The organism is Maritimibacter sp. UBA3975 (genome assembly GCF_002384975.1).
GTDB lineage: Bacteria > Pseudomonadota > Alphaproteobacteria > Rhodobacterales > Rhodobacteraceae > Maritimibacter.
The window spans coordinates 55,471-74,301 of sequence record NZ_DGCP01000004.1 but is presented as its reverse complement, the minus strand read 5'-3'; the positions used below and the strand labels follow the sequence as shown (position 1 = coordinate 74,301).

The following is an 18,831-nucleotide window of genomic DNA, read 5'->3' as shown; positions in this document are numbered from 1 at the left end:
AGCCCGCTTTGCGTTTCAGTATCGGCCCAGATCCTCACCCATATGGATCTCACCCTCGAAGACGGATGCGATGCGCGCGGCGTAGGTTCCGGCGGTGTCCGGCGTGACGGTGGCCGGTGCGAAATGGACGGCGACAACCTTTTTGGCCGACGCCCGCGATGCCAACTCACCCAATTGCTCGGCCGTGAGGTGATGATCGGACAGATGCGTGCGGATCATGGCCTCGCGTTCGGCGGGCATGTCGGGGTAGTTGGCTTTCACCCGCGACATGGTCAGGTCCACGTCCATCATCTCGCCCACCAGCAAGTCCACCCCCTGCGCCAGCGTCTCGACCGCCGTACAGGGACCGGTGTCGCCGGTGAACAGGATCGACCGGTCCGACGTGTCGAACCGCACCGAGAGAGAGATGTGGCCCGGCGTGCCGAAATCCGCCTCGCCCCGGTAATGCGTGTTCTCGCAGCAGGTGAGCGTCACCTCCCCGATCGTGGCGACATCACCCGGCGACAGCTCCTGCACCGTTACGAAGTCGCGTGGATGGGGCAGCGTCTGGCCCGGCACCCCGAACCCGATGTCGTTGGGCACATCGCAGGCCGCCGCCAGCCCCTCGACGATCTGCGCGGTGCCTTTCGGCCCGTAGATGGTCAGGGGATCGCGTCGCTGGGTCATCATGCTGAGACCGAGGATCGCGAACAGGCTGCCGATGTGGTCGAAGTGGTGATGTGTCAGGACGATGTGGTCGAGATTCCGGAAGTCGACACCCGCCTTCTTCATCTGCGTCGCCGCCCCCTCGCCACAGTCGATCAGGATCGACATGCCGCCAACCTGCAACAAATGCGCGGGCTGGGCGCGGGTCTCCTGCTGCATCGGCCCGCCGCCGGTGCCCAAGGTTACGAACGTGGTGGATTGATCCAAGAGCCTGCCTCCCTGCGCGCTCGACTTGGCGGGTGTGGTAGCACGGGGCGATGTATTGGAAAAATTGCAACGACAAATCTGACCCATTGGCACGGTGAATGGGTCGACGAATGGACTCAGACTGCCGTCACGAACCGCTGCGCATCAAGGATCCCCGCCTGAGCGACACGCGGCTGTCACTCCACTCCCAACGGCAGGGTCACCATCGAAGTCCGGGGGCCGGCAGCCCCGCTTTACTCACCGAAGTTGAGCTGGAGGCCGAAGCCGCCGGGGCTGGAATGCCCACCCTCGCGCTCGCCCCCGCCGCTCTCGCCGAACGGAATGGTGATCTGGAACCCCGGTATGCGCAGGCCCGACTGCGGCGCCGGCGTCGGCTGGGTCGTGGTGGTGGTGGTCGTGCGGTTTGTCGTCGTCCGGTTCGTGGGCAGGGGCGCGGCGCGCGGCGGGTTCTCGACCTCCATCTCGATACAGGCCTGCGCCGCGTCAGCAGGCGCCTCGGCAGGATCGCTCCCGAACATGGCGCGGTACACCGCCGACAGGTCTGCCGGGTCGATCTCCTGCCCCGTCGCCTCGCCGAAGGCCCGGATCGCGGCGCGTGTGCGCGGGCCCATGAGCCCATCGGCCGCCCCCGGGTTCAGCCCACGCGCAGCCAGCCCGACTTGTATCAGTTGCAACAGCTTGCGCGGATCGGTCGCGAATTCGAGCCGAACGCAGTTTTCGGACCCCGCCGCGACATAGCCCGGCAGGCGGATCGGGATTGAAAGCCCAACGCTCTCCCCCGCCGCGACCTCGCCCTCGTGAAGACAGATGGAGTTCGCCCCGGCCGCGGGCGAGCAATGCCAGCCATCGAACAAAGCGCCGTTGCCCCCCGCGTCGACGCGGCCGGTCTCGCTCAGGAAGAGCGGACCCTCATAGGCCGACCCGGACGCATTGACCGCCGTCAGCTGGAAGCTACAGGCCCCGCCCGCGCGGCAATCGTCCGGTTGCAGTTTTTCGAGCAGCATGTCCGGCAGCATCGCCGCCGAGGCCCCGCCGCACTGCTCTTCGCACTCTTCCAGAGCCGCGCGCAGGCGGGCTTCTTCTGCTTCGAGCGAAGCAAGCTCCGCCTCGATCTCACGCACCCGCTCTATCGCCTCCTGCACCCCCGGAAACAGCTCGTCCGACCGGAACGACAGGTCCGCCGCGCGGTCGAGGTTTTCGTCGAATGCGGCTTTCTGGGCGGACGCATCCTCGCCCGCCGCTTCCAGTCGGGCCTTCTCGACTGCGGCGGCCGCGAACGCATCCTGCGCGGCCTCAGTCTCCGCGTCCACGGCGGCCAATTCCGCCGCGCGCCGCTCATGCTCTGCCCGTGCCGTCGCCAGCCTGTCCTCGGTCCCGATCCGGCTACCGATCACATCGTTCAGCGCCGCCACGATCTGTTCGCAGGGCTCGCAATCGGTCCGGGCAAAGCGCGGATCGGGCTCCGGCTCCGGGGCCACGGCTGTTTCATCCGGCCCCTCTCCGCTTGGCGCACATTCTTTTTCGCATTCGGCCAGTTGCGCCTTCAGCGCCGCGACCTGCCGCGCAAGGTCAGCCACCTTCGCCTCGGCTTTGGCCAGATCGTCCTCGGCAAACTCCAGATCCACTTCGAGCAGATTGAGGTCGTCTTCAAGGAACAACCGGTCGACGTCATCCGCCTCGGCGGCGACCTCGGCCTGCATCCCGGCGATCTCGTCGCGGATGTCACCCACCTTGCTCCGCAGTGTTTCCGCTACCCGCTCCGCCCCGATGTGGGACCCGACAGCGTCGTTGACCATCGAGGCCAGCCGCGCGCACGGCGGGCAGTCAGTGGTGACGAACGGGCTGGGGTCCGGGTCCGGTGCCAGTGCCGTTTCGTCGGGCTGGTTGCAGCGGTCCTCACACTCCGCGAGCTGCTTCTTGAGGTCGGCTTCCTGCCGCGTGAGCCGCGCAATCTCGGCTTCAAGGTCGGCCATCGCCTTGTCGGCCTTCGCGACCTTGTCCGGCGCGTCCTCTTTCTCGAATTCGAGCCTGACAAGCTCACTCCCCAACCGCTCCGCCTCGTCGAAGAACGGGGTGTATTCGTCTATGTCCGTGATGCCCTCGCGCGCCCGCTCGTTTTCCCGCAACTGGTCGCGAAGCTCCCCGATCCGGTCCTCGCGCGCCTCGGCATCCGCGTCCAGTGCCGCACGCGCCTCACGCGCTTCTCCTAGCCTGCGCTCGGCCCCGATGCGTGACCCGACCACGTCGTTCACCATTGAGGCCAGCGTGACGCAGGCGGCGCAATCGGTGGTCACGAAGGGCGTCTCGGGCAACGCGGTCTCGGTGCCTTCCTCGGGTGGCTGACATTGCTTTTCACACTCGGCGAGCTGCGCGCGCAGGTCGGCTTCGGCCGCCTCGTACTGCGCGATCTGCGCCTGAAGCGCCTTTATCCCGTCCACCGCCTTTTCGATGTCGCGCTCGTTCTTCTGCACCGCGTCCTCGGCGTCGAGTTGCGCGTCATCCGCTTCGTAAAGCGCGTCGCTCAGGTCGTCCCGGTCGCGGTTCTCGGGCTTGAGGAAGTCGTCCTGAAGCCGGTCATAGGCTGCTTCCGCCTCGGTCCGCGCGGCCTCGAGCTCCCCCGTCTTCGTGCGCAGGCCCTCAAGCTCCGCCCCGGCCTCGGCCAATTGGCGGCGCAATGAGATGAGACTGCCCACGACGTCGTTCACCCGGCTGGCCAGCACCTGGCATGGCTGGCAATCGGTGGCGACAAAAGGCGTCTCCGGCAGCGCGGTCTCGGTGCCCTCCTCCGGCGGCTGGCACTGTTTCTCGCAATCCAGAAGATCGACCTTGAGCTTCGCGATCAGCGTGTGCAGGTCGTCCACCCTTTTCTGTGCCGCGTCCACGTCGGCCAGAGCCGCGCGCCGCGCCTCGCTCTCCCCGGCCCGTTCCTCCTCCAGCTTTTGCTGTTCGCGGTCCAGCGCCTCGTAACGGTCGTCCAGTTCCTGGAACTCCGGCGGTCGCTCCTCGGCGACATAGGCAGCCGTCCAGAGCGGAATGAGTTCAGAAAACGCCGCATCGATCTCGGCCAGCCGATCGCGTCGCGCCGTCGCGGCACCGGCGAGATCGGAAAACGCCTTGTTCGCCTCAGCCAACGCGCGCCGCGCGGTGATCAGGCTCCCCACCGCGTCATTGACCTGCGAGGCCAGTTGCACGCAGGGCGGACAGTCCGTCGCCACGAACGGGTCTTCACCGGCCAGGAAGATGTCCTCCTCCTCGGGATCGGCACAGGCGCGCTCGCATTCCGCCAGCCTGCGGTTGAGGTCGCGCAGCTCGCCCGCGATGGCCTCATGGCGCGCCACCATAGCCTCGACTTCGGCCTCTTTCGCCGCGATGGCCAGTTTCAGCGCGTCGGCCTGCGCCTGCACCCTGCGCTCCGCGTCGATGGCCGCGTCGAGCGGCACGGCCGCGTGCGCTTTCTCCGCCGGTGTTTCGGCGTTCTGATAGGGCCACCCCGTTTCGTCGATCCGGTCGGCAAGCTCTGCCAACTGCCCGTTCAGGTCCTCAAGGGCCGCGCGGTCCGAGGCGATTTGGCCAACCGTGGATTGTATCCGGCCCGCGAGAGTGTATCGCTCCAGCATAAGCCCGTTGATCTGATCGACGAGCGGCTGACACGACAAGCAGTCGGTCGCAGCATAAGTGTAGGGTTCGGGCACCGGGTAAGCCGGGTCGATCAGCGGCGGTGTCAGGCTGACAAGCGGCTGACCGTCCTCGCCCTTGCACTTGTTGAATTCGCAGATGTCGAGCGCCGCGCGCTGTTCCTCGATCAGCCGCGACAGCGCCGTGTGCCGCGCCATCAGCTCCTCAAGGTCGGACTCCAGCCGCGGGATTTCCCCTTCCGCCGCGAGGATGTCCTGCGTGAGCTGGGTCTGCTCCGTCTCGATCTCGAACAGCCGCGCGAGGGCGTAATTCACGTTCGCGCCGCCCTCCGCCCCGATGCGCAGGAGCTGCCCCATCTCGCGGGCCTCGGCGTCGAGCGCGTCGTAGCGCGACGACTTGCGCTCGATCTCTCCGCGCCGCCCCTTGATGAGCCAGACGACCGTCTGGATGTCGCCTGCCACGCGACGCCGGTCCACCAGAGACTTGATGAGCGCCTCGGCCAGAGGCTGACACTCCCAGCATTTCGCCACCAGCGGGTCGATGTTGTCCTGCATCGGGTAATTCGGATCGGTGTAGGGATCGTCCGCCGGGTCACGCGGCGGCGGCGGGCAGTTCTCTTCACACTCCGCCAGCGCCCGTTCAGCATCAGCCAGCAGGACCGTATGGGCGTGGTAGTTGGCGATGTTTTCCAGCACAGCCTGGAACTGATCCTGCACCACCTGTGCGGTCCCGGCCATGTCCCGCGCGACCTGCGCCCGGCGCGCGGCGATGGCGCGCAACTCATTGGCCGCATCGCTCTGGTCCAGCTTGTCGATGATCCAGTCGATCCGCTCGGCCCCGTCAGGCGGCTCGCTGCCCTGAAAGCCCCGCGCGAGCCGTTGATAGAGCTGGCGTTCCGCTGCCTCAAGCGCCGTGGCCTCCTTCGCCAGCCGGTCGAGCAACTGCTGATTGCGGGTCATGCTCTCGTAATAGGAATGCGCGTCGGAGGCGAAGCTGCGCCTGTGGGACCGCAATTGGTTTACCTTTTCCGACAGTGGAAGGCATTCGGCGCAGGCCGCGACGACGCCGACGAAGTTCTCGATTTCCGGCAATTGCGACGGGTCGATCAGCGTGGGGCTTGCGGGCGGCTCCGGCTGACCCACCCGGACGTCGAGGTCCAGTTCGTCGGTCTCGCAGGCGAACTCGCAGCGATACATCGCGAGTTCGAGGCTGATCGCCGCCTGCATCGCCGCCACCGTCCGACCGCGCTGCACCTCGAGCCGGTCGAGCGCAGCGTCCAGCGCGGCGCGCACCTCGGGCAGATCCTCGCGCGCATCGTAGTACTGGCTGTAGGCATCCGAGGCGTTCCGGCTCGCCTCGACCCGCGGCACATAATCGTCCCGGGTATAGGCGTCTTCGGCCCGCATTTCGTCGGCAAAGGCGTCAAGCTGCGCGGCGGTCTCCTGCAGGGTGTCGATCCGGTCGCGCAGCGCCACGAACGCGTCCGCCGCGCTGCGAACCTCGCCCGCCAGCCGGTCATATTGCGCGCGCTCGTTGCGGTAGCGGTCGACCTCAGCGTGATAAGCCGCTTCAGCGTCCTTGCAGGAGGGGCAGATCGTCTGCCGCTTCTCCAGCTCGCGAAACCCGTCGCCCAGAACCGGCCCACCCGGAAGGCCCCGGTCGTCCTGCGCCCGGACAGGCCCGGCGATGGAAACGGCGATCAGGAGGCAAAGTACAACGAAGACCCGCGCCGCTGCACTGCGGGCGCACGCCCCGCCGAACCCGAAATTCCGCCGTATTATCCCACCAGTCCGTCCTTCCGTTGGGTCAAGCATAACCGCGATTCCCGATTCGCGGTGAGTCGAAGTTCACTGTCCGCCCGGACACCGAAACCCCCGGTTCGCATTCCGCGATTCACCGTTCAAATTTCGCGCTAAGCGAGAGTAAATCCGCATCAGTTCGGCGATTCAGGGCAGCCAGAACAATTATGGGTTGTGAATCCCCGGCCACGACACCTAACTAAAGGCCATGGGGCGAAATCAGATCATCGACGATCTTCTGATCGAATTGGGGGAGCAGGCTCCGGCCGGGTATTTCCTCGCCCTCCACATTCGCTTCGCTGCGCCCCTGATGATGTTCCAGACCTACAACCCGGCCTGGACAGACCACTACTCGCGAAACGCCTATGCTCTGCGCGACCCGATGGTGGCCTGGGGCATTGCCACGACGGGCGCGACCCGATGGAGCGACATCGACCTGCCCGACCCCTTCGCGATCATGGACGAGGCGTCGACCTTCGGGCTGGTCTACGGCATCTGTATCTCCTGCGGCCCCATGACCTCGCGCACCGTCGCGGGGGTGGCACGGGGGGACCGCGAGTTCGATGACGAGGAAATGTCCGAGATCACCGGGACGGTGCTCCGTCTGCACCACGAGACCCAGCCTCCCGACCAATTGACCCCCGCCGAAAAAGAAGCGCTGCACGTCATCGCCTCAGGGGACCGCTACGCCGCCGGAGCCGCACGGCTCGGCATCTCCGAGAGCGCGCTCAAGGCGCGCCTCGCGGCGGCGCGCGGCAAGCTATTCGCCAGAACCACAGCCGAAGCCCTCCAACGCGCCAAGGATTACCGCCTGATCTGATCGGGCCTTCCGGGGATGTCTGCAAGGGCCGGTCTGCGGGCTGGCGAATGGCTGCAATCTATCATCTGACAAGGAGGCTGACCTATGCAGACCACCACACTTTCTTTCGCCAACATGCACAACCATGGCGAGTTAATGGCAAACGTTTTTCGCGCTAGGCGAAAGTCGTTCATCGAGCAGAACAAGTGGAATCTGCCCGAGGCGATGGGGATGGAATACGACCAGTACGACACGCCTGCGAGCCGTTGGGTCGCCGTCCACCAGCTTGGCCAGGTCCTTGCCGGTATCCGGCTCACACCCACCACGGCGCGCTGCGGCATCTATTCCTACATGATCCGCGACGCGCAACTTGGCCTGCTCGACTCGATCCCGCACGACCTGCTGTTCGAGGCGGCGCCGGTAGACCCGCAGACATGGGAAAGCTCACGGGTCTTCGTCGCCCATGACACGCCACAGCGCATCCGCCGAACGGTCCATGCCCACCTCATCACCGAGATGAGCAAAGCCGCCCGCGACCTCGGGGCCAGCCGTGTGCTGGGTCTCATTCCTGCGAACTGGCCCCGTTGGGCGCGCCGATGCGGGCTGACGGCCGAGGCCGCAGGCCGGGTCATGCATATCGACGGAATCGACAATCAGGTCGTGTCCATTGACCTGACAGACAAGCTGCACTGACCGGCCTTCGGTCCCGCCAACACTGGGGGGTGTCGTGACGACTGCGTCACGGGGAGCGGGGACCACAAGCCGATCAATTCCGCACCGTGCGGACCCCATTCCTCACATCGTCAGACCCAGTCGAACGGCCGCGTGAATTCGCCCAGCGTTTTCTCGACCGCCGCGCGATCCGTGTCGCCTTTGGCTTCGATCTTGGCGACCAGCCCGCGCTTCTTGTCTTCGACCACCTCGACCACCTCGGCGTCGTGTCCGGCCTCCGCCAGTGCTGCGTTGTAGACGCGGATGATGGACTTCTTGCGCAAGTCGGGCTTGAACACCTTGCCGACCGCCGTTTTCGGCAGCTCGTCCACGATCTCGATGTATTTCGGCACCGCTGCGCGTTCCGTGATGTGCTCCTTGGCATAGGCCAGAAGCTCTTCCTCGGTGATCGACGCGCCCTCGACCAGTTCGACAAAGACGCAGGGCAGTTCGCCCGCCACCGCGTCCGGTTGACCGATCGCGCCAACGAAACCGACGGCATCGTGGCCCGCCAGAACCTCCTCGATCTCTGCCGGATCGATGTTGTGCCCGCCGCGGATGATGATGTCTTTCGCCCGTCCCGTGATCCAGAGATAGCCGTCCTCGTCGATCCGGCCCAGGTCACCGGTGCGCAGGTACTTGTTCCCGGCGACGAGGCCCTTGTTCTTGGCCTCTTCCGTATAGGTCTTGCCGACATAGACGCCGGGGTTGGAGACGCAGATCTCCCCCACTTCGTCCACACCGCATTCCTTGGTGACCGTCCCGTCCGCGTCGCACTGGTAGATCTTCACCTCGGTGTAAGGGAACGGAATGCCGACCGATCCCACCTTTTTCACCCCGTCGGTCGGGTTGCACGAGACAAGGCAGGTCGCCTCGGTCAGCCCGTAGCCCTCGACGATCTTGACGTCCGTCGCCTTTTCGAACCGGTTGAACAGTTCGCGCGGCAGCGGCGAGGACCCCGAGAACGCCACCTTCAGCGTCGAAACATCCGCATCCACCTTGCGCTGCATCAGCGCAGAAATCGCGGTCGGCACGGTGATGACGAAGGTCACGCCATAGCGCTCGATCAACTTCCAGAAATTGTCGAACACGCCGTCGCCCCGGTAGCCGGCAGGCGTCGGGAAAACCACATGCGCGCCCGAAGACATGACGGCCATGAACACCACATGCACGGCGAAGACGTGGAACAGCGGCAGCGGACAGATCAGCACATCGGTCTCGTCGAACAACAGGTTCGCGCCCAGCCAGCCGTTATAGATGATGCCGGAGAATTTGTGCTGCGCGACCTTGGGCATCCCGGTCGTGCCGCCAGTGTGGAAATAGGCCGCGACCCGGTCCACCTTTTCATCCTCGAAGCTCAGCGTCTTGGGCTGACCTGCGATGGCCTTGTTGAAGTTCTGCACCTTGGCCGAATGCTTCGGCTTCACCTTGGGCCGGATCAGCGGCACGATCCAGCTCTTGGGCGGCGTGAGATAACGGTTGAGGTCGATCTCGAGCACATGCTTCACGTCCGGCGCGTTCTCAAGCGCCTCATGCACCTTCTCGGCCACGTCCGTCTTGGGAAACCCCTGGAGCGTCACGACGACCTTGGCCCCGGTTTCGCGCAGGATCGAGGCGATCTGTTCCGGCTCCAGAAGCGGGTTGATCGGCGCCACGATCCCGGCGAAGGCCCCGCCGAGTAGCGTCATCACCGTCTCGTTGGAGTTCGGCAGAACATAGGCCACGACGTCCTTCTGCCCCACCCCGAGCGAGCGAAACAGGTTGGCGGCCTGCACGGACTTGTCGTGAAGCTCCTGCCAGCTCAGCGTTTCCTTCTTGTCGGTCGGTCCGGATTCGATCTGGAACGAGATGGCGTCGCGCTCGGCGAACTTGCCCACCGTCTGGGACATCAGGTCGTAGAGCGTGACCGGCACATTGCGCCCGCTCCACGGCTTTTCCGCCTCGATCTCGTCGCGCGCGGCAATCGAGCTGAATTCATAACGTCCCATGACACCTCCCCTGGTCGCCGGTTATCGGCGGTCGTTCCAAGGAAAATGGGCGTAAAGCGCCAAAGTCGCAAGGCTTACGTCGCTGCGTGACCTGCGCGTAACCCGACGTTACTCGGCGGCTATTCCATCGGTAAACTGAAGCCGTGCGAGGCGCGCGTAAAGCCCGCCTTCGGCCACCAGTTCGTCATGCGTGCCCTGGGCCACGATCCGGCCCTCCTCGAACACGACGATCCGGTCGGCCTTTTTCACGGTGGCGAGCCGGTGCGCGATGATGAGCGTCGTGCGGCCCTTGGCCATCTCCTCGACCGCCTGCTGCACCAGCCGCTCGCTCTCGGCGTCCAGCGCGCTCGTCGCCTCGTCCAAAAGGAGGATCGGCGCGTCACGCAGGATCGCGCGGGCGATGGCGATGCGCTGTTTCTGGCCACCCGACAGCATCACACCACGCTCGCCGACATAACTGTCGTAACCGTCCGGCAATTTGGTCAGGAACCCATGCGCTGCCGCCGCTCTGGCCGCGGCCTCCACCTCGTCGTCGCTGGCACCGGGGCGGCCGAACCGGATGTTCTCACGCGCCGTATCGGCGAAAATCACCGCGTCCTGCGGTACGAGCGCCACATGCCGGCGGAACGCGCGGCGCTCCAGCTCGCGCAGGTCGATCCCGTCGATCTCCACCGCGCCCTCGGCCGGGTCGTAGAATCGTTGCAGCAGCTGGATGATCGTTGACTTGCCCGCCCCCGACGGGCCGACCAGCGCCACCGTCTCGCCCGGCTTCACCTCGAGCGACACGCTGTCGAGGGCGACATGCTCGGGCCGGGCCGGGTAGCGGAAGGTCACGTTGTCGAACCGGATTGCGCCCGTCACCGGAGTGGGCAGCGCGCGGGGCGTTTCGGCGTCATTGACCTCATCCTCGGCGTTCAGAAGCTCGGCCAGACGTTCGGTCGCCCCGGCTGCGCGTTGCAGCTCGGACCAGATCTCGCTGAGTGCGCCGACGGAGCCCGCCACCATGATCGCGTAGATCACGAATTGCACCAGCGCCCCGATGGACATCTCGTCCGCCCGCACATCCCGCGCGCCGATCCAGAGAACGCCGACGACACCCGAGAAGATCAGCGTGATAACGATGATCGTCATGGCCGAGCGCGTCGTGATCCGTTTCTGCGCCGAGCGGAAACTCTCCTCCGTCACGTCGTGGAACACGGCCTTCGACGGCCCTTCATGGGTAAAGGCCTGCACGGTCTGAACGCTCAGAAGCGCCTCCGACGCCTTTCCGGAGGATTTCGCGATCCAGTCCTGGTTCTCACGGCTCAGGACCCGCATCCGCCGGCCCAGCACGATGATCGGAATCATCACGACGGGCACCACGAGCAGCACGAGGCCGGTGAGCTTGGCGGAGGTGAACAGCAACATGACGGTGCCGCCCAGAAGGATCAGGACATTGCGCAGCGCGACGGAAACGGAGGAACCGATGACCGACAGGATCAGCGTCGTGTCGGTGGTGATCCGGCTCAGAACTTCGCCGGTCATGATCTTCTCGTAGAAGGCCGGACTCATCCCGATCACGCGGTCGAACACCGCGACACGGATATCGGCCACAACCCGCTCGCCCAGCCGGGTGACGAGGTAGTAGCGCAGCCCCGTGCCCAGCGCGAGAAGGATGGCGATCCCCATCGCGGCCAGGAAATATTGGTCGAGCAGCGCATCTGCAGAGGAGGAAAACCCGTCGATTACCCGGCGCACTGCCAGCGGCATGATGAGCGAGATACCGGCGGTGAAGACCAGCGCCAGAAGCGCCGCCACCAACAAAGCCTTGTAAGGGCTGAGAAAATTCCACAATCCCCGAAGCGCGCCGATCCGGCGTGACTTCTCGCGTTCTTCCTTCAAGTCGGCCATGCGTCGTCCGTTCCGTGCCCCGTCTTTTCACCGTTCCCGAAATACTTCGGGGGAGTCGCGCGCCCCGCGCGACGGGGGCTGGCCCCCAATCGCCTTGAAAACCGGGGACCGGTTTTCAGGGCTCGAACTGCGCGGGCGCACGCCCGCACAATTCGGTCGCGTCAGCCTTCGCCCGGCAGGATACGAACGCCGCCCCTGTTGGCCGACGAAGCCAGCAGGGCATAGGCCTTGAGCGCCGTGGACACGGCCCGCTTTCGCGGTTCCGCAGGGGTCCAGGGCAACGGCCCCATCGCCTCGCGACGCGCGGCGAGCACGTTGTCCTCAACGGCCAGGTTGATCGTCCGGTTCGGGATGTCGATCTCGATCGTGTCGCCGGTTTCCACCAGCCCGATCATCCCGCCCTCGGCGGCCTCGGGGCTGACATGGCCGATCGACAGCCCGCTCGTGCCACCGGAGAACCGCCCATCGGTCAGCAGCGCGCAGGCTTTGCCCAGCCCCTTCGATTTGAGGTAGCTCGTGGGATACAGCATTTCCTGCATTCCCGGTCCGCCCTGCGGTCCTTCATAGCGGATGACGACCACCTCGCCTTCGGTGACCTGTCCGGTGAGCACACCGTTCACGGCGGCGTCCTGGCTTTCATAGACTCGCGCGGTCCCGGTGAACTTGAGAATCGAGTCGTCCACGCCCGCCGTCTTCACGATGCAGCCGTTCTCGGCGATGTTGCCGAAGAGCACGGCGAGCCCGCCATCCTTCGAGAACGGCTTCTCGACGGTGCGGATCACCCCGTTTTCGCGGTCGCGGTCGAGGTCCTTGTAACGGTTCTCGGTCGAGAACGCCTGCGTGGTGCGCACGCCACCCGGCGCGGCCTTGTAAAAGGTTTCGGTATCGGGATCGTTGGACACCATCACGTCCCACTTGGCGATGGCCTCCGCCATGGTCGCGGTGTGAACGGTCCGCGCATCGCCGTGGATCAGGTCGCCACGCAGCATCTCACCAAGGATGCCCATGATGCCGCCGGCGCGGTGGACGTCTTCCATGTGAACGTCGTCCTTGGCGGGCGCGACCTTGCACAGGACCGGCACCTTCCGGCTCAGGCGGTCGATGTCGTCCATGGTGAAGTTCACCTCGCCCTCGTGGGCCATGGCCAACAGGTGCAGCACCGTGTTGGTCGAGCCGCCCATCGCGATGTCGAGCGACATGGCGTTCTCGAAGGCCTCGAAGGTCGCGATCTCGCGCGGGAGGTAGCCCGGGTCTTCGACCTCGTAATGCAGCTTGGTGATCTCGACGATCCGGCGCCCCGCCTCGCGGAACAGCCGCTCACGGTCGGCGTGGGTGGCGAGCATGGAGCCGTTGCCGGGCAGCGCGAGGCCCAGCGCCTCGGCAAGGCAGTTCATCGAGTTCGCGGTGAACATGCCCGAGCACGACCCACAGGTCGGACAGGCGTTTTCCTCGAAGGCCTGCACCTGTTCATCGGTGTATTTATCGTCGGCGGCGGCGACCATCGCATCCACGAGGTCCACGGCCTTTTCAAGGTCGTCCACGGTGACCTTGCCGGCCTCCATCGGGCCGCCGGAGACGAAAATCACGGGGATATTCAAGCGCATAGCGGCCATCAGCATCCCCGGCGTGATCTTGTCGCAGTTGGAGATGCACACCATCGCGTCGGCGCAGTGGGCGTTGACCATGTATTCCACGCTGTCCGCGATGATCTCACGCGAGGGGAGCGAATAGAGCATCCCGTCGTGGCCCATCGCGATGCCATCATCGACGGCGATGGTGTTGAATTCCTTGGCGACACCGCCTGCCTTCTCGATCTCGCCGGCGACGAGCTGGCCCAGATCCTTGAGGTGAACGTGGCCCGGCACGAACTGGGTGAAGCTGTTCACAACGGCGATAATGGGCTTGCCGAAATCGTCGTCGGTCATGCCGGTGGCGCGCCAAAGGCCGCGGGCGCCGGCCATGTTGCGACCGTGGGTGGAGCGGCGGGAACGGTAAAATGCCATGTCTTTCTCCTTCGCGCGGGACGGGGCGTGTCTACTTCCAAGACGGCGCAGTAGCAATGACAAAGGCGCGTGAGCGACGATGCACCGCGCGTACACATCCTGTGCACACGCTGTACATACGTTTGTGCATACGCCCCGGTTTTCGGCCGATCACGCCCTATTCTCGCCGCAGTGCGGAATTATTACGTTCAATACGTTCAATTTGAATTGAACGATGAACCGCACAGACCTATATGGCCACCCATGAACCGTGACCCGATTGAACAATTCATCGAACAGATGGGCTTTATGACCCAGGACGACGGCCTGCCGCGCATCGCGGGACAGGTGTTGGGCTACCTTCTGATCGAAGGCGAGCCGCGCACGCTCGCCGAGATTTCCGAGGCGCTTTCGGTTTCGAAAGCCTCGGCCTCGACCAATTGCCGGCAGCTTGCCGACAAGGGCATCCTGACCCGCGCCAACACGCGCGGGTCGCGGGCCGACAGCTATATGGCCGTGACCAACCCGGCCGAAGACATGCTTGCCGGCATGGCCGCCCGGTATCGCGCCCGCGCGCGGGCCATCGAAGACGCCGCAACCGGGTTTCCCGACAGCCACGCCGAGGCGCGTGCGCGGGTCACGGCATTCGCGAGATTCTTTCGGACATCCGCCGATTTCCTCGAGGAATGGACCGAACGCGCCCAACGCCAGATGGCAGACTCGGAGTGAGAGACGTGAATATGCACAACCCCAAGCCCGACTGGGCGATGAACAAGCGCGAAAAAGCCCGCGCCGAGGCCATCGCGGCGGGCGAGACGCCGAAACGACGGAAATGGCCGTGGGTCGTTCTGCTGGTGCTGGTCGCGGGCGCGGCTGGCGGCGGCTATTACGCCCAGCAAAACGGGCTTCTGCCCACCCCGCCGGAACCGGCGGCCGAAGCGGCGCCCGAAGCGCCCGCCGAGCTGGTCGTGCGCCTCGCCCCGTTCGAAGTCACCACCATCGCCCCCGGCACCCTGACGGAAACCCTGCGCGTCACCGGCTCTCTCACGCCGTCGCGACAGGTGCATCTGTCCGCTGAAGTGTCGGCGCGGCTGCTGGAGGTCACGGTGCGTGAAGGCGACTCGGTCAAGGAAGGGGCGCTTCTGGCCCGGTTCGACGTGAATTCACTGGAAAACCAATTGGCGCAGGCCCAGTCCAGCGCCGAGGCGACGCGAGTGCAGTTCAACAAGGCCCAGAGCGATTTCGAACGCACCCAGACCCTTGTCGAGCGCGAGCTTGCGGCCCCGACCGCACTGGAAAACGCGCGCTCCGGACTGGAACAACTCCGCGCGCAACTGGCCTCGCAGGAAACCGCGGTCGAGAACGCGCAGACCGCGGTCGAGAAGGCCCGCGTGACCGCCCCGTTCGACGGTGTGATCGCGGAACGTCAGGTCGATGCGGGCGCGTTCGTCGCCACCGGCTCGCCCCTCTTCACCATCGTCGATCTCACCTCGCTCGAAGTCGAGGCGACCGCGCCCGTGTCGATCTCCAACAAGATCGACGCCGGACAGGTCGTGGACCTGCGCGTCGAAGGCTTCGGGGATGAAGCGTTCACCGGCGAAGTCGAGCGGCTGAACCCGATGGCCATTTCCGGCTCCCGGATGCTGCCGATCTATATCACGCTGGAGAACACCAGCGGCGAATTGCGCGGCGGCATGTTCGCCACGGGCCGGATCACGCTGGAAGAGAAATCCGGCGCGATCTGGGTTCCCGTCGAGGCGATCCGCGAGGACGCGCAGGGCACCCATGTCCTGGTCGCCCGTGACGGCGAGCTTGTGCGGCGCGGCGTCGAAGTTGCCCGGGAGTGGGACAACGGAGCCAAGGTCGAGATCGCCTCGGGCCTCGAGACCGGCGACACCGTCGTGGCCGCCGCCCTGCCGGAGCTTCGCCCCGGTCAGAAATTCGCGTATTCGGAGTAACCTGACATGTTCCTGACCCGCATCAGCGTCAGCCAGCCGGTCTTTGCCACGATGGTGATGGTCGCGCTCATGGTCGTGGGCATCTTCTCCTACACCCGCTTGCCTGTTGAGCAGTTTCCCGACGTGGATTTCCCGGTCGTGGCGGTCGTCACTTCCTACCCCGGCGCCACGCCGGAAGCCGTGGAAAGTGACATCATCGAGCCGATCGAGGACAGCGTGTCCACGCTGGCGGGCATCGATAACATCCAGGCGACGGCGCTCACCGGCTCGTCGCTCGTCATCATCCAGTTCGACCTCGAGGTCGACAGCGGCGTGGCCGTGCAGGACGTGCGCGACCGGGTGAGCCAGATCGCGCCGCTGTTGCCCGACAACGCGGGCGACCCGCAGATCCTGCGCTTCGATCCGTCCGACCTGCCGATCCTGTCGATCGGGGTCAGTTCGGACGAATACGACATCGGCACCCTCACCCAGATCACCGAAGACTACATTTCCAAGCGGTTTTCGAACCTTCGCGGCGTGGGCAATGCCGACGTCGTGGGCGGGCGTGCGCGCGAGGTCGCGATCCAGATCGACCCCGACCGCCAGACCGCGCTGAACGTCGGCATCGCCGAGGTCTCCAACGCCATCGCGCAGGAGAATCAGGACGTGCCCGCAGGGGCGGTGACTTCAGGCGGGCAAAGCCAGTCGGTGCAGGTCGAAGGCCGGATCGAAACGCTGCGCGCCTTCGAGGACATCATCGTCGCACGCCGGGGCGGCCAGCCGATCCGGCTGGGCGACGTGGCCGACGTGACCACCGGGCTCGCCGAACGCGACAGCCTCGCCATGCTCGACGGGCAGGACGCACTGTCAATCGACGTGCTCAAGACACAAGGGGCGAACACCGTGGACGTGGCCGAACGGGTCATCGAAGAAGTCCACAAGATGAACGAGGACCCGCAGTTCGAAGGCATCAAGATCGAGGTTCTCCGGGACAACTCCGAGCCGGTGATCGAAAGCTTCCACTCGGTCCAGTCGATGATCATCGAGGGGGCCATCCTCGCCACCATCATCGTGTTCCTGTTCCTCAATTCCTGGCGTTCGACGGTCATCACGGGCCTGACCCTGCCGATCTCGATCATCGCGACGATGACGGCGATCTATGCGATGGGTTTCACCCTCAACATGATGACGCTCATGGCGCTGTCGCTGTCGGTCGGTATCCTGATCGACGATGCCATCGTGGTGCGCGAGAATATCGTGCGACACCTGCATATGGGCAAATCCCACGTTCAGGCCGCTCTGGACGGAACGAACGAGATCGGGCTCGCGGTGCTGGCCACCACGCTCTCCATCGTGTCGGTCTTTTTGCCGGTGGCCTTCATGGAGGGCATCATCGGGCGGTTCTTCTTCCAGTTCGGGATCACCGTGTCGGTGGCCGTCCTGATCTCGCTCTTCGTGTCCTTCACGCTCGACCCGATGATGTCGTCGGTCTGGTACGACCCGGCCGCCGACACCACCCGCAAGCGCGGGATCATCGGGCGCGCCGTGGGACAGTTCGACCGGCTGTTCGAATGGATCGGCGAACAATACGGCAAGCTTCTGAAGAAGGCGCTGAAGTTCCGCAAGACGACACTCTCGGTGGCCTTCGCGGCCTTCGCAGGCGCCTTCGCACTGTTCCCGCTGATCGGGGGCGAGTTCATCCCGGCCTCAGACACCGGCGAAATCCAGGTGGATCTGAAGGCGCCGGTGGGCACGTCGCTCGACCGGACCGCGCAGAAGATCTCGCAGGTCGATGCGCTCCTGCGTGAGCAGTTCCCCGAAATCGCGCGCACCTATGCGACGGTGAACTCCGGCACGGCCTCGGGCGACAACAACGCCACGATCATCGGCGTCCTCGTGCCCTCCGCCGAACGCGAGCGCACACCGCAGGAGCTGACCAGCCCGGTTCGCGAGGCGCTGATCGCCATTCCGGGGGCCGAATTCTCGGTCGGTGCGTCGGGCGGCATGGGCCCCGTGGCCCCCCCGATCGAAATCAAGATCTTCGGACCGGACCTGCGTGTTCTGGAACGGCTCGCGCGTGAGCTGTCCGAAGACCTCGGCGGGATCGAGGGGCTGGTGGACATCCGCACGACGCTCGACGATCCGCAGCCGACGCTGGGCATCGAGGTCGACCGCGACGCGGCCTTCGACCTCGGCGTCTCGCTCGCCTCGGTGGGCGACACCCTGTCGTCCATGCTGGAGGGCCAGACCGTCTCGGAATGGACCTCGCCGCGCGGCGAAAGCCTCGACGTGGTCGTGCGCCTGCCCGAAACGGCCCGCAACGACCCCGCCTATCTCGGCGCGCTCCCCATCGCGCAGTCCGGCGCCACCGGGTCGAACGATGTCATCCGGCTCGACCAGGTGGCCACGATCACCCAGTCCGAAGGACCGGGCGAGATCAACCGCGAGGACCGCGAACGCTCCGTGCGCGTCACCGCCAACCTGGAAAGCGGCGTGCGCCCCGGCGACGTCTCGGGCCAGGTGCAGGAGGCCGCCGCCGCGCTCGACTATCCGCTGGGCTACAATCAGGGCACCGGCGGCGAAGTGGAGGACATGCAGGACCTGGGCCTCGCCGCCGCGGCCGCCCTCGCACTGGCGATCATCTTCATCTACCTCGTGCTCGCCTCGCAGTTCGGCTCGTTCCTGCAACCCTTCGCGATCATGTCGTCCCTGCCGCTCGCGCTCATCGGCGTGCTGGGCGGGCTGCTCCTGTTCAACTCGACGCTCAACGTCATGTCGATCATCGGCTTCATCATGCTGATGGGCCTCGTGACGAAGAACGCGATCCTGCTCGTGGACAACGCCAACCAGCATGTGCGCGACGAGGGGCTCAACCTCTTCGACGCGCTGGTGATCGCCGGGCGGACCCGCTTCCGGCCCATCGTGATGACGACGCTCGCGATGATCTTCGGGATGCTGCCGCTCGCGCTCAACCTCCACGGCGGCACGGGGCAAAACGCGTCGATGGCCCATGCGGTGATCGGCGGGCTGATCTCGTCCTCGCTACTCACCCTCGTCGTGGTCCCGGTGATCCTCACCTATACCGACAGCCTGGGCCGCTTCGCCTCGCGCTTCACGCCCAAGGCCCCCGACGACGTCCACGCCCCGGCGGAGTAACGTCTCCCTCTTCTTCGGTCC

At 65.5% G+C, this 18,831-nt stretch carries 10 protein-coding genes; 5 read left to right on the top strand and 5 right to left on the bottom strand.

Annotated elements, in window-relative coordinates; genetic code table 11:
* Window positions 1–15 precede the first annotated feature (15 nt).
* Together B2585_RS03890 and B2585_RS03885 are read right to left on the bottom strand one after the other, a co-directional pair.
* The gene (locus B2585_RS03890) at window positions 16–912 is read right to left on the bottom strand and encodes an MBL fold metallo-hydrolase (RefSeq protein ID WP_292020201.1); all 897 of its coding nucleotides are present in this window, start codon (window positions 910–912) and stop codon (window positions 16–18) included.
* A gap of 233 nt (window positions 913–1,145) precedes the next feature.
* On the bottom strand, window positions 1,146–6,362 hold the full coding sequence (locus tag B2585_RS03885; protein WP_292020199.1) for a hypothetical protein: 5,217 nt from the start codon (window positions 6,360–6,362) through the stop codon (window positions 1,146–1,148).
* Window positions 6,363–6,555: 193 nt separating this feature from the next.
* On the opposite strand from B2585_RS03885, the gene B2585_RS03880 reads away from it, so the two are divergent.
* Together B2585_RS03880 and B2585_RS03875 are read left to right on the top strand one after the other, a co-directional pair.
* Window positions 6,556–7,167: an autoinducer binding domain-containing protein gene (locus B2585_RS03880; RefSeq protein ID WP_292020197.1), complete on the top strand. Its 612-nt coding sequence runs from the start codon at window positions 6,556–6,558 to the stop codon at window positions 7,165–7,167.
* An 84-nt stretch (window positions 7,168–7,251) separates the two neighbouring features.
* Entirely contained in the window at window positions 7,252–7,839 is a 588-nt protein-coding gene (locus tag B2585_RS03875; protein WP_292020195.1) for an acyl-homoserine-lactone synthase, read from the top strand.
* A 110-nt stretch (window positions 7,840–7,949) separates the two neighbouring features.
* Here B2585_RS03875 and B2585_RS03870 read toward each other — a convergent pair whose 3' ends face one another.
* From B2585_RS03870 to ilvD, 3 genes are all read right to left on the bottom strand, one after another.
* On the bottom strand, window positions 7,950–9,845 hold the full coding sequence (locus tag B2585_RS03870; protein ID WP_292020193.1) for an acyl-CoA synthetase: 1,896 nt from the start codon (window positions 9,843–9,845) through the stop codon (window positions 7,950–7,952).
* A gap of 108 nt (window positions 9,846–9,953) precedes the next feature.
* On the bottom strand, window positions 9,954–11,735 hold the full coding sequence (locus tag B2585_RS03865) for an ABC transporter transmembrane domain-containing protein (protein WP_292020191.1): 1,782 nt from the start codon (window positions 11,733–11,735) through the stop codon (window positions 9,954–9,956).
* A 161-nt stretch (window positions 11,736–11,896) separates the two neighbouring features.
* Window positions 11,897–13,738 (bottom strand): dihydroxy-acid dehydratase, encoded by a 1,842-nt coding sequence (gene ilvD, locus B2585_RS03860; protein ID WP_292020189.1) that lies wholly within the window; start codon window positions 13,736–13,738, stop codon window positions 11,897–11,899.
* Window positions 13,739–13,981: 243 nt separating this feature from the next.
* Here ilvD and B2585_RS03855 point away from each other — a divergent pair, with 243 nt between their 5' ends.
* Genes B2585_RS03855 through B2585_RS03845 form a run of 3 tightly spaced genes read left to right on the top strand, consistent with a single transcriptional unit; the run spans window position 13,982 to window position 18,810 of the window.
* Window positions 13,982–14,446 (top strand): GbsR/MarR family transcriptional regulator, encoded by a 465-nt coding sequence (locus B2585_RS03855; protein ID WP_292020187.1) that lies wholly within the window; start codon window positions 13,982–13,984, stop codon window positions 14,444–14,446.
* Window positions 14,447–14,457: 11 nt separating this feature from the next.
* Complete coding sequence (locus B2585_RS03850) at window positions 14,458–15,675, top strand: efflux RND transporter periplasmic adaptor subunit (protein ID WP_292020265.1); 1,218 nt, start codon at window positions 14,458–14,460, stop codon at window positions 15,673–15,675.
* A 6-nt stretch (window positions 15,676–15,681) separates the two neighbouring features.
* Complete coding sequence (locus tag B2585_RS03845) at window positions 15,682–18,810, top strand: efflux RND transporter permease subunit (RefSeq protein WP_292020185.1); 3,129 nt, start codon at window positions 15,682–15,684, stop codon at window positions 18,808–18,810.
* Window positions 18,811–18,831 lie beyond the last annotated feature (21 nt).

Excerpts from the sequence above, each read along its gene's own strand:
- B2585_RS03885 (WP_292020199.1), bottom strand. The coding sequence starts at position 6,362 with ATGCTTGACCCAACGGAAGGACGGACTGGTGGGATAATACGGCGGAAT.
- B2585_RS03880 (WP_292020197.1), top strand. The coding sequence starts at position 6,556 with ATGGGGCGAAATCAGATCATCGACGATCTTCTGATCGAATTGGGGGAG.
- B2585_RS03875 (WP_292020195.1), top strand. The coding sequence starts at position 7,252 with ATGCAGACCACCACACTTTCTTTCGCCAACATGCACAACCATGGCGAG.
- B2585_RS03870 (WP_292020193.1), bottom strand. The coding sequence starts at position 9,845 with ATGGGACGTTATGAATTCAGCTCGATTGCCGCGCGCGACGAGATCGAG.
- B2585_RS03865 (WP_292020191.1), bottom strand. The coding sequence starts at position 11,735 with ATGGCCGACTTGAAGGAAGAACGCGAGAAGTCACGCCGGATCGGCGCG.
- ilvD (WP_292020189.1), bottom strand. The coding sequence starts at position 13,738 with ATGGCATTTTACCGTTCCCGCCGCTCCACCCACGGTCGCAACATGGCC.
- B2585_RS03855 (WP_292020187.1), top strand. The coding sequence starts at position 13,982 with ATGAACCGTGACCCGATTGAACAATTCATCGAACAGATGGGCTTTATG.
- B2585_RS03850 (WP_292020265.1), top strand. The coding sequence starts at position 14,458 with ATGCACAACCCCAAGCCCGACTGGGCGATGAACAAGCGCGAAAAAGCC.
- B2585_RS03845 (WP_292020185.1), top strand. The coding sequence starts at position 15,682 with ATGTTCCTGACCCGCATCAGCGTCAGCCAGCCGGTCTTTGCCACGATG.